Origin of the sequence: Nocardioides lianchengensis, from assembly GCF_900101465.1 — a bacterium.
In the GTDB taxonomy this organism is placed as follows: Bacteria; Actinomycetota; Actinomycetes; order Propionibacteriales; family Nocardioidaceae; genus Nocardioides; species Nocardioides lianchengensis.
In genome coordinates, this window is sequence record NZ_FMZM01000001.1 from 137,181 (window position 1) to 147,351 (window position 10,171).

Sequence of the window (10,171 nt, forward strand, 5' to 3'; positions counted from 1 at the left end):
CACGGGGGCTCCGCCCCCGTGGCCCCCGCTGTCGGCTCCGCCCCCAGACCCCCGGGTCTCGGGTCGGAGCCTTCGGCACCATCCTTCCGTCACGCCAGCATGTTCGGGCCCGTCAAATAGCGGGTGGGCCCGGAAAGGAAAGAATCAGTGCTCATCGCACAGCGCCCCACCCTGTCGGAAGAGACCGTCGACGAGTTCCGCTCGCGGTTCGTGATCGAGCCCCTGGAGCCCGGCTTCGGCTACACCCTCGGCAACTCGCTGCGTCGTACCCTCCTGTCGTCGATCCCCGGTGCCTCGGTCACGAGCATCAAGGTCGACGGCGTCCTCCACGAGTTCTCGACCATCGAGGGGGTCAAGGAGGACATCACCGAGGTCATCCTCAACCTGAAGGGCCTCGTCGTCTCCTCGGAGCACGACGAGCCCGTCACGATGTACCTGCGCAAGTCCGGCGCCGGTGACGTCACCGGCGCCGACATCACGCCGCCCGCCGGCGTGGAGGTGCACAACCCGGAGCTGAAGCTCGCCACCCTGTCCGACAAGGGCAAGCTGGAGATGGAGCTCGTCGTCGAGCGTGGCCGCGGCTACGTCTCGGCCGTCCAGAACAAGGGCGCCGACAACGAGATCGGCCGGATGCCGGTCGACTCGATCTACAGCCCCGTGCTGAAGGTGACCTACAAGGTCGAGGCGACCCGTGTCGAGCAGCGCACCGACTTCGACAAGCTGGTCATCGACGTCGAGACCAAGCCGTCGATCCGTCCCCGCGACGCGATCGCCTCGGCCGGCAAGACCCTGGTCGAGCTGTTCGGCCTGGCGCGCGAGCTGAACGTCGAGGCCGAGGGCATCGACATCGGCCCGTCGCCCGTCGACGAGCAGCTCGCTGCCGACCTCGCCCTCCCGGTCGAGGACCTGCAGCTGACCGTCCGCTCCTACAACTGCCTCAAGCGCGAGGGCATCCACACCGTGGGTGAGCTCATCAGCCGCTCGGAGCAGGACCTGCTCGACATCCGCAACTTCGGCGCGAAGTCGATCGACGAGGTCAAGGCCAAGCTGGTCGAGATGGGCCTGTCCCTCAAGGACAGCGCGCCCGGCTTCGACCCGCACGCTGCTCTCGCGGCGTACGGCGATGACGACGACGACGCCTTCGTCGAGGACGAGCAGTACTGATCGCACGGGCCTCGCCCGTACTAGCCCGACTGGGGCTCCGCCCCAGACCCCGACGGTGGTGACGGCCGAAACCGTCACCACCGCCGGGCGGGTACCTCACTGAAACATCTATCCGAGTACCTCGTACGGCTCGGGAGAAGAGAGAACACCATGCCGAAGCCCACCAAGGGTCCCCGCCTCGGCGGCAGCCCGTCGCACCAGCGCCTGATCCTGGCGAACCTGGCCACCCAGCTCTTCGAGCACGGCCGGATCACCACGACCGAGGCGAAGGCGCGTGCGCTGCGTCCGCACGCGGAGAAGCTGATCACCAAGGCCAAGAAGGGCGACCTGCACAACCGTCGCGAGGTCCTCAAGACCATCCGTGACAAGGGTGTCGTGCACACGCTCTTCACCGAGATCGCGCCGACCTTCTCGGAGCGCCCCGGTGGCTACACCCGCATCACCAAGGTCGGTCCCCGCAAGGGCGACAACGCCCCCATGGCGGTCATCGAGCTGGTGACCGAGGCCTACGCCCCGTCGGCCCCGAAGACGAAGGCCGCTCCGGCCGCCGCTGCCCCGGTCGAGGAGGCTCCTGCCGAGGAGACCGTCGCCGAGGACGCGCCGACCGCGCAGACCGAGGAGGCGTCGCCCGAGGAGAGCGTCGTCGCCGAGGAGACCCCCGTCGAGGAGGCCCCCGAGGCCGACGCGACCGAGGGCGAGTCCGAGGACGAGTCCAAGGCCTGATCGCACCCAGCAGCACCGGACCGGCCCGCCATCCCCTTGGGGTGGCGGGCCGGTCCGCGTCTCAGGCCAGTTGCGCCAGCAGGTCGGCGGCGTCGAGGGAGCGCGGCGCGGCCCCAGCCCGGGCGTGCTCGTGGGCCGTGCGCTGCAGCAGCTCGTTGACCGGCGTCGGGACGCCGTGCAAGCGGCCGAGCAGCACGATCTCGCCGGCCAGGTGGTCGACCTCCGTGACGCGCGCGCCGCGCGAGACGCTCTGCCACGTCGAGCCGCCGAGGTCCGCCGGCAGGTCGGTGCGCGGTCGCAGCACGTCGCCGCGGCGCTCGACGTCCTCCTCGGCGCTGACCAGGGGCACCCCCGCCACGCGGAGCACCAGCTCGCCCTCCGCCCGGGCCCGCTCCCGGAGGTCGTCGGCCGACTCGCCCCGGGCACAGGTCGCGTCGACGGCATTGCCGACGTTCATCAGCAGCTTGCGGTGCTTCCAGGCCATGATCTGGGCCCGCGGCACCGACTCGAACCCCGCCGCGCGCAGGTCGGCCGCGACCGCCTCGCAGGTGTCGTCCACCCCGTGCGGGATCCGGCCGATGTCGAGGATCCCCGGGACCGGCCAGCACTTCTGGATGACCTCACCCGGCTCAAGGTGGGTCGAGGGCAGCATCACGCACAGCGAGTACGTCGCCGCGAACCGGCGCAGGATCGCCACCTCGTTCGCGACGCCGTTCTGGGCGGAGACCACGACCGTGGTGGGCGGCGCGTGCGCGGCCAGGTCGTCGAGCGCGGCCGCGGTCTGGTGACCCTTCACAGCCAGCAGCACCACCGCGGGTTCGGACCAGTCGACCTCCGCGGCCGACCCGACGGCCGGTGCCCGGACGACCTGGCGGCCGTCGCCGCGGTCGAGGACCAGCCCGCCGGAGCGGATCCGGTCGAGGTGCGGCCCGCGGGCGACGAGGGTGAGGGGCAGGTCGGCCAGGTGCAGGTTGGCGCCGATCACCCCGCCGACGGCACCGGTGCCGTAGACGACGTAGCGCGCGCTCACGGCTGGGAGGGGCGGTTGCGGAGCATCGAGGCGGTGCTCAGCACGCCCACGCCGACCATCAGCAGCACCCCGCCGCCGATGGCCAGCGGGGTCGAGTCCTGGGCCAGACCCGCGATCAGGACGACGAGGCCGATGACGACGTCGGAGACCGCCACCCAGCTCACGGTGGTCTGGGGGGCACGGCGTTCCGAGGTGTCCGGCATGGCTCGATCATGCCACCGCGGCTACCAGGCGTCGTCGAGCAGACGGATCGCCTCGGGCCGGGTGAGGCCGAGGCGCCGCGCGACGCCGGCGTACTCCCGGGCGGCGCGGAGCGCGGCGTCGTCGGTGGTGGCCGCGGTGGTCGCGACGAAGGTCCCGCGGCGGCCCTCGGTGACCAGCACCCCGTCGACCTCGAGCTCCCGGTAGGCTCGGGCGACGGTGCCGTTGGCGACGCCGAGGTCGGCGGCCAGGGCGCGCACGGTCGGCAGCTTGGTGCCGGCCGGGAGGTCGCCGGAGGCGACGCGGGCGGCGAGCTGGGTGCGCAGCTGCTCGAACGGGGGCGTCGCACTGCCGGGGTCCAGCGGGTTCACCTGCACCCTCCTCACCCTAGGGTGAGGAGCATGGAGCCGGACGTGCTGGTGGTGGGGGAGTCGCTCGTCGACGTCGTACGACGGGCCGACGGGTCGGTGGTCGAGCACGCGGGCGGGAGCGCGGCCAACGTGGCCGTCGCGCTGGCCCGTCTCGGGCGGCCGGTCCGGTTCGCGACGGCGATCGCCGACGACCGGTACGGCGGCATCGTGGCCGCCCACATCGGTCGCGACGGCGTACGACTGGCCTCGGACCCCGAGGTGATCGAGCGGACCGCGACCGCGCAGGCCACGCTGGCCGAGGACGGGTCGGCGAGCTATGAGTTCGACCTGGCGTGGCGGCTCGGCGAGGTGCCGGACGAGCCGCGGCCGCTGGCGGTGCACGCCTGCTCGATCGGGGCGGTGCTGGCGCCCGGTGCCACCCAGGTGGTCGAGCTGCTGGACCGGATGCGCCCCCACGCGCTCGTGACGTACGACGTCAACGCCCGCCCCGCGATCACCGGCACCGGATCGGAGTGGCGGGCGGCCGTCGAGGCGGTCGTCGCCCGGGCCGACCTGGTCAAGGCCAGCGACGAGGACCTGCTCGCCCTGCATCCGGGCGCCGACCCGGTCTCGGCCGCGCGGCGGCTGCTCGACCTGGGGCCGGTGGCGGTCGTGATCACCCGGGGCGCCGACGGGTCGACCTGGGTGGCGGCCGACGGGGTCGTGGACGTGCCGGCGCAGACCGCCGTCGTCGTGGACACGATCGGGGCCGGGGACACCTTCGGTGCGGCGCTGATCGACGGGTTGTGGGCCCGCGGGCTGCTCGGTCCGGAGGGCCGGGTCGCCCTCGCGGACCTCCGCGACCTCGACCGCGCCGCGCTGCTGCAGCACGCGGCCCGGGCCGCCGCCCTGGTGGTGGCCCGCCCCGGCGCGGACCCGCCGTACCGGAACGAGCTGGGGTAGCCGGTGGGGTAGTCCGTCACGCGAGGGTTGGTTACTGACGGGTAGGCAACCCTCCTGTGTCGGACTACCCCACCGTCCGCGCCTTCTCAGTCCTCCGGCGGGGCGAGGAACTTGTGGACGAGGGAGACCACGCTGGCGCCCTCGCCGCTGGCGGCGGCGACGCGCTTCATCGAGCCGGAGCGGACGTCGCCGGCGGCGAACACCCCGGGGACGGTGGTGGCCAGGTCGGCCGGGGGGACGCCGTCGACCCAGTGGTCGCGCGGGACGTCGCGGCCGGTGAGGACGAAGCCGTTCTCGTCGAGGGAGACCTGGGGCGGGACCCAGGTGCAGGTGGGCTCGGCGCCCAGGAGCAGGAACAGGCCGTACGCGTCGCGTCTCGTGCGCTCGCCGGTGCGGGTGTCCTCCAGGCACAGCCACTGCAGGTGGGCGTCGCCGCCGCCGTCGACGACGCGGGTGCAGGTCTGGACGCTGATGCGGGGGTTGTACTCGATCTCGCCGACGAGGTACTGCGACATGGTCTCCTCGAGCGAGGGACGCCGGACCAGGATGGTGACCGAGCGCGCGAAGCGCGAGAGGTGGACGGCGGCCTGGCCGGCGGAGTTGCCGCCACCGACCACGAAGACGTCCTGGTCCTCCATCTCGCGGGCGGCGGTCATGGCGGCGCCGTAGAAGACGCCGTTGCCGACCAGCTGCTCCAGCGGCTCGACCCGGAGCTTGCGGTAGGCCACGCCGCTGGCGATCACCACTGCGCGGGCCCGGATGTCGCCGCCCTCGGTGCACAGCCGGTGGGGTGCGCCGTCGCGGCCGGGGACCAGCTCGTCGACCGACCAGCCGGTGACGAACTGGGTGCCGAAGCGCAGCGCCTGGTTGCGCGCGCGCTGGGCCAGCCGCATGCCCGAGATGCCGCGTGGGAAGCCGAGGTAGTTGCGGATCATCGAGCTGGTGCCGGCCTGGCCGCCGAGCGCCTCGGACTCCAGCACCACGCAGGAGAGGCCCTCCGAGGTCGCGTAGACGGCGGCCGCGAGGCCCGCGGGCCCACCGCCGACCACGGCCACGTCGACCGTGCCGTCGACGACCTCGAGGTCGCTGGGGGCGCCGTACATGCTCATGGCGACCTTGCGGACCGTCGCAGCCTCGATGAGCGGGCGGTTCGAGGCCCAGACGACGGGGTACGTCGGGTCCTCGGGGATCCCGAGGTCCAGCCGGTGCTCGGCCAGCTCGTCGGGGTGGTAGACCCGGACCGGCATGCCGATCCGGTCGTAGAAGTCGTGGATGGCCAGCGTCTCGGGGCCCGGCACGGGTGTGACGATCTTGGCCGAGACCACCTCGGGGTCGGCGATGGTCGAGCCCCAGTCGCTGAGCAGGTCGGTGACTGCGTTGTGGAACTCCTCGTCCCGGGTCCCGCGGGGCATCAGCAGGTAGGCGTCGTACTTGCCCTTGGCCATGCCGGCACGCAGGCCGGGAGCGTCGGCGATGAACCGGTCCCAGTGGGCGGCGATGATCCGGCGCGCGTTCGGGACCCGGGCCCGCCAGCGGTGGAAGCCCTCCAGCACGTGACAGTCGGGCAGCACCGAGTCGGAGACGAACAGGGCGACCGTGCCGCCGGCCTCGACGACGGCCTCGGCCTCGGCGTCGGCCTCGGCGCACGAGCGGGTGCAGCGGACGTCGTACTCGTGCTCGTAGCGGCGGAACGAGCCGCGGAGGTCGTCGAGGTGGTGCTCCGACACGAGCACGATGGAGGGGGAGACGGGCACGCTCCCAGCCTAGTGAGGCATACGGAAGGATGGGAGGGTGCGGATCCGGATCGACCTCGCCTACGACGGCACGGACTTCCGTGGCTGGGCGACGCAGCCCGGGCTGCGGACGGTGCAGGAGACGCTGGGGTCGGCGCTCGCGACCGTGCTGCGCGTCGACCGGGTCGACCTGGTCTGCGCCGGGCGGACCGACGCCGGCGTCCACGCGCGGGGGCAGGTCGTGCACGTCGACCTCGCCGAGGAGCCGGACCTCGACCGGCTGGTCCGCCGGCTCAACGGCGTCCTCCCGCCCGACGTCCGGGTACGACGGGCCGCGGTCGCCGCGGACGGCTTCGACGCCCGGTTCTCGGCCCTGTGGCGGCGCTACGCCTACCGCATCGCCGACCGATCCGACCTGCTCGACCCGCTGACCCGCTCCCACGTGCTGGCCTGGCCGCGCCCGCTCGACGAGGAGCTGATGAACCAGGCGTCGGCGACGCTGGTCGGCCAGCAGGACTTCGCGTCGTTCTGCAAGCAGCGGGAGGGCGCGACCACGATCCGCACCCTGCTCGACCTGACCTGGACGCGCACCCACGGCGGACTGCTGGTCGGGACCGTGCGCGCCGACGCTTTCTGCCACAGCATGGTGCGCGCGCTGGTCGGCTGCCTGGTGGCGGTCGGCGAGGGGCGCAAGCCTGTGGAGTGGGCGGCGGAGATGCTGCACGCGCAGCGGCGCGACCCGGCGGTCGCGGTGCTGCACGCGCACGGGCTGACCCTGGAGGAGGTGGCCTATCCCGTGGACGACGAGCTGGCCGCCCGCAACCAGCTGACGAGGGCCAAGAGGACATGAGCGACGAGCACTACTTCAGCGCCGACCCGACGGTCGCCTTCAAGCGCGCGCCGGTGAGCGCGCCGGTCTGGGGGCACGACCTGGAGTTGGCGAGCGGGTCCGGCGTGTTCGCCCAGGGCCGGGTCGACATCGGGACGGCGGTGCTGTTCCGCGAGACCGAGCCGCCGGCACCCGGGCGGGTCCTCGACCTCGGCTGCGGGTACGGCGTCATCGGCCTGGCCGTCGCGGTCGCGGTCCCCGGGTCGGTGGTGACTGCGGTCGACGTCAACGAGCGGGCGGTGCTGCTGGCCAACGAGAACGCGGCCGCGCTCGGGATCGCCGACCGCTACACCGCGGTTACCCCGGACGGCGTCGCCGCGGACGCGTCGTACGACGAGATCTGGTCGAACCCGCCGATCCGGATCGGCAAGGACGCGCTGCACGAGCTGCTGCTGACCTGGCTGCCCCGGCTCGCGCCCGGCGGGCGGGCGGTGATGGTGGTCGGCAAGAACCTCGGCGCCGACTCGCTGCAGCGCTGGCTCGGCGAGCAGGGGTTCCCGACCACCCGGCTGGCCAGTGCGAAGGGCTTCCGGGTGCTCGAGACGCGGCGGGGCTGACGTCGTTCAGCAGCACGCAGGTTCGCCGGCGACGGTCTCGGCGTCGGCGAGCTTGGTGTAGACCTCCCACCGCTCGCCGTCGGGCGCGCCCTCGACCCAGAACTTGTCCTGCTTCGCGTAGCAGCAGGTGACGTCGCGCTCCTCGGTCGAGGCGAGCCCGGCCGCCCCCAGGCGGGTGAGCTCGGCGTCGACGGTGTCGACGTCGGCGACCTCGACGCCCAGGTGGTTGAGGCTGCCGCCGGCGCCGGGGTTCTCGACGAGGACGAGCTTCAGCGGCGGCTCGGCCACGGCGAAGTTGGCGTAGCCGGGCTTGCGCTTGGCCGGCTCCACGCCGAGCAGGCGGCGGTAGAAGTCGACCGACGCCTCGAGGTCGTCGACGTTGAGGGCGAGCTGGATGCGGGACACGGGAGCCTCCGGGAGGTAGAGATAGACGGATGTCGATATTTGACCCTTGACATCGATCTCTGTCAATATCGATGCATGTCGAAGTCTGCGCTCGAGATGACGCCGGTCGATGCGGTCGCCTGCTGCTCGCCGATCGTCCGCGACCCCCTGGGGGCGGACGACGCAGCCCGGATCGCGCCGCTGCTGAAGGCACTGGCCGACCCGGTGCGACTGCGGCTGCTGTCCCTGGTCGGCTCGCACACGGACGGCGAGGCCTGCGTCTGCGATCTGGGCGACGCCTTCGACCTCTCGCAGCCGACCATCAGCCACCACCTCAAGGTCCTGCACGACGTCGGTCTCCTCGACCGCGAGAAGCGGGGGGTCTGGGTCTACTACCGGGTGCGGCCGCAGGTGCTGGCCGACCTGGCGGCGCTGCTGGGCGGGGTCGGTCGGTGACGCTGCTGCGTCGTAGCGTCGCCGAGCTCGTGGGTACGGCGTTCCTGGTGGCCGCCGTCGTCGGCTCCGGGATCGCCGCCACCCGGCTCTCGCCGGGCGAGCCCGGCCTGCAGCTGCTGGAGAACAGCCTCGCCACCGGCGCGGTCCTGGTGGCGCTCGTCCTGGCCCTGCAGCCCGTCTCCGCCTCGTTCAACCCGGTGGTGACCCTGGTCGAGCGGCTGCTCGGCCGGATCGGCTCGCGGACCGCTTTCACACTGGTGGCCGCGCAGGTGGCCGGCGGTGCGCTGGGCGCGGTGCTGGCCAACCTGATGTTCGACCTCGCGCCGGTGAGCATCGCCAGCACCGAGCGCGACGGTGCGCACCTGCTGCTCGCCGAGGCGGTGGCGACGGTGGGCCTGGTGCTGGTGGTGGTCGGGAGCCTTCGGGCCGGCCGGGTGGAGGTGGTCGCGCTCGCGGTCGGTGGCTACATCGCCGCGGCGTACTGGTTCACGAGCTCGACGAGCTTCGCCAACCCCGCGGTGACCGTGGCCCGCATGCTCTCCGACACCTTCGCCGGCATCGCGCCCGGCTCCGTCCCGGCGTTCGTCGCCGTCCAGTTGATCGCCGGGGCGGCCGCTGCCGCCCTCGTCGCGTTCCTCGCCCTCGACCGGGAGGTCACCGCATGAAGCCCACCGTGCTCTTCGTCTGCGTCCACAACGCGGGGCGCTCGCAGATGGCCGCTGGCTACCTGCGGCACCTGGCCGGCGACCGGGTCGAGGTGCTCTCGGCGGGCTCGCAGCCCGCCGACACCGTCAACCCGGCGGCGGTGGCCGCGATGGCCGAGGAGGGGATCGATCTCGCCACCGCCCGGCCGCGGGTGCTCACGGACGACGCGGTCCGGGTCGCCGACGTCGTGGTGACGATGGGCTGCGGCGACGCGTGCCCGTTCTTCCCCGGCACGCGCTACGAGGACTGGGTGCTCGAGGACCCGGCCGGTCAGGGCCTCGAGGCGGTGCGGCCGATCCGCGACGAGATCCGCGGCCGGGTCGAGGCGCTGCTCGTCTCGCTGGGGGTCACGGGGTGAGTGCCTGCGCCAGCAGCGGGACCGCCTCCGGCGGCACGCCGTACGACGCGGGCGCGGCGCGGTGCCAGAGCAGGAGCAGCAGGTCCTCCGCCGGGGCGGCGACCTCGACCGGGTCGCCCTCGCCCAGGTCGAGCGAGCGTCCGAGGTCGGTCGCGGTCAGTCTCAGGGTGCGGGGGAGCGGGTCGGTGCGGCCGAGCCGGACCTGGCGCGGGTAGAAGACGGTCGCGACCTCGTCGACGCCGTCCCACGCGAGCCCGGGCTCGAACGCGAGCCGGCGGCCCTGGGAGGCCAGGGCGTCCCACGTGTGCATCTCGACCTCGTGCACCTGCCGACGCTGCCAGAACTCCGCGACCTGCGGCTCGGGGCCGAACGTCCAGGCCGGGGCGTCGGCGGGCCGCTCGGCGAGCACCTCGACCAGGTGGGCGGCCTGGGCGCGGTACCAGTCCGCGACCCCGGTCGCCGGCGCCGGACCCTCGGGGCCATCGGGCGTGCCGTGCACGACCGCGTGCGCGGCCCACTGGTGCACGCCGCCGACGTGCTCGGCCAGGTCGGCGAGCGTCCAGCCCGGGCAGGCCGGCACCGGGGCGGCGAGGTCGCCGTCGTCGAGCACGGTCGCGAACCGCTCGGTCGCGGTCCGCAGCAGGGCCAGCCGGTCCAC

The 10,171-nt window shown here is 73.3% G+C and carries 14 protein-coding genes; 8 read left to right on the forward strand and 6 right to left on the reverse strand.

Going from position 1 to position 10,171, the window contains the following annotated elements:
• The first annotated feature begins 147 nt into the window (after positions 1-147).
• Complete coding sequence (locus tag BLT76_RS00795; RefSeq protein ID WP_090849781.1) at positions 148-1,164, forward strand: DNA-directed RNA polymerase subunit alpha; 1,017 nt, start codon at positions 148-150, stop codon at positions 1,162-1,164.
• Positions 1,165-1,314: 150 nt separating this feature from the next.
• Positions 1,315-1,887 carry a 50S ribosomal protein L17 gene (gene rplQ / locus BLT76_RS00800; protein WP_090849783.1) on the forward strand — a complete coding sequence of 191 codons (573 nt, stop codon included), beginning with the start codon at positions 1,315-1,317 and terminating at the stop codon, positions 1,885-1,887.
• Positions 1,888-1,948: 61 nt separating this feature from the next.
• On the opposite strand, the gene BLT76_RS00805 is transcribed toward rplQ, so the two are convergent.
• The 3 genes from BLT76_RS00805 to BLT76_RS00815 are packed head-to-tail and all read right to left on the reverse strand — an operon-like array spanning position 1,949 to position 3,489.
• Complete coding sequence (locus BLT76_RS00805) at positions 1,949-2,917, reverse strand: ketopantoate reductase family protein (protein ID WP_090849785.1); 969 nt, start codon at positions 2,915-2,917, stop codon at positions 1,949-1,951.
• Positions 2,914-3,120: a hypothetical protein gene (locus BLT76_RS00810; protein ID WP_090849787.1), complete on the reverse strand. Its 207-nt coding sequence runs from the start codon at positions 3,118-3,120 to the stop codon at positions 2,914-2,916. Before BLT76_RS00810 ends, BLT76_RS00805 begins: the two co-directional genes overlap by 4 nt.
• Positions 3,121-3,141: 21 nt before the next feature.
• Positions 3,142-3,489: a GntR family transcriptional regulator gene (locus tag BLT76_RS00815; RefSeq protein WP_373367001.1), complete on the reverse strand. Its 348-nt coding sequence runs from the start codon at positions 3,487-3,489 to the stop codon at positions 3,142-3,144.
• Between the two features lie 30 nt (positions 3,490-3,519).
• Here BLT76_RS00815 and BLT76_RS00820 point away from each other — a divergent pair, with 30 nt between their 5' ends.
• Positions 3,520-4,431, forward strand: coding sequence for a PfkB family carbohydrate kinase (locus BLT76_RS00820; RefSeq protein WP_090849791.1), 912 nt, complete (start codon positions 3,520-3,522; stop codon positions 4,429-4,431).
• Positions 4,432-4,517: 86 nt separating this feature from the next.
• Here the strand turns inward: BLT76_RS00820 and BLT76_RS00825 are convergent, their stop codons facing one another.
• A complete protein-coding gene (locus BLT76_RS00825) occupies positions 4,518-6,185 on the reverse strand; it encodes an NAD(P)/FAD-dependent oxidoreductase (RefSeq protein ID WP_090849793.1) in 1,668 nt (555 codons plus the stop codon).
• Between the two features lie 37 nt (positions 6,186-6,222).
• Here BLT76_RS00825 and truA point away from each other — a divergent pair, with 37 nt between their 5' ends.
• Both truA and BLT76_RS00835 read left to right on the forward strand, forming a co-directional pair.
• A complete protein-coding gene (gene truA, locus BLT76_RS00830) occupies positions 6,223-7,014 on the forward strand; it encodes a tRNA pseudouridine(38-40) synthase TruA (RefSeq protein ID WP_090849796.1) in 792 nt (263 codons plus the stop codon).
• Positions 7,011-7,610, forward strand: a complete 600-nt coding sequence (locus tag BLT76_RS00835; RefSeq protein ID WP_090849798.1) for a class I SAM-dependent methyltransferase — start codon at positions 7,011-7,013, stop codon at positions 7,608-7,610. The genes truA and BLT76_RS00835 overlap by 4 nt, the downstream gene beginning before the upstream one ends.
• Before the next feature lie 6 nt (positions 7,611-7,616).
• Here the strand turns inward: BLT76_RS00835 and BLT76_RS00840 are convergent, their stop codons facing one another.
• Complete coding sequence (locus BLT76_RS00840; RefSeq protein WP_090849800.1) at positions 7,617-8,015, reverse strand: ArsI/CadI family heavy metal resistance metalloenzyme; 399 nt, start codon at positions 8,013-8,015, stop codon at positions 7,617-7,619.
• 75 nt (positions 8,016-8,090) lie between these two features.
• Here BLT76_RS00840 and BLT76_RS00845 point away from each other — a divergent pair, with 75 nt between their 5' ends.
• Genes BLT76_RS00845 through BLT76_RS00855 form a run of 3 tightly spaced genes read left to right on the forward strand, consistent with a single transcriptional unit; the run spans position 8,091 to position 9,513 of the window.
• Positions 8,091-8,450, forward strand: a complete 360-nt coding sequence (locus BLT76_RS00845) for an ArsR/SmtB family transcription factor (protein ID WP_090849802.1) — start codon at positions 8,091-8,093, stop codon at positions 8,448-8,450.
• Positions 8,447-9,115, forward strand: a complete 669-nt coding sequence (locus tag BLT76_RS00850) for an aquaporin (RefSeq protein ID WP_090849804.1) — start codon at positions 8,447-8,449, stop codon at positions 9,113-9,115. The genes BLT76_RS00845 and BLT76_RS00850 overlap by 4 nt, the downstream gene beginning before the upstream one ends.
• The gene (locus BLT76_RS00855) at positions 9,112-9,513 is read left to right on the forward strand and encodes an arsenate reductase ArsC (protein WP_090849806.1); all 402 of its coding nucleotides are present in this window, start codon (positions 9,112-9,114) and stop codon (positions 9,511-9,513) included. The genes BLT76_RS00850 and BLT76_RS00855 overlap by 4 nt, the downstream gene beginning before the upstream one ends.
• On the opposite strand, the gene BLT76_RS00860 is transcribed toward BLT76_RS00855, so the two are convergent.
• The gene (locus BLT76_RS00860) at positions 9,503-10,171 is read right to left on the reverse strand and encodes a maleylpyruvate isomerase family mycothiol-dependent enzyme (RefSeq protein ID WP_170866889.1); all 669 of its coding nucleotides are present in this window, start codon (positions 10,169-10,171) and stop codon (positions 9,503-9,505) included. The two genes, BLT76_RS00855 and BLT76_RS00860, sit on opposite strands and share 11 nt — an antisense overlap.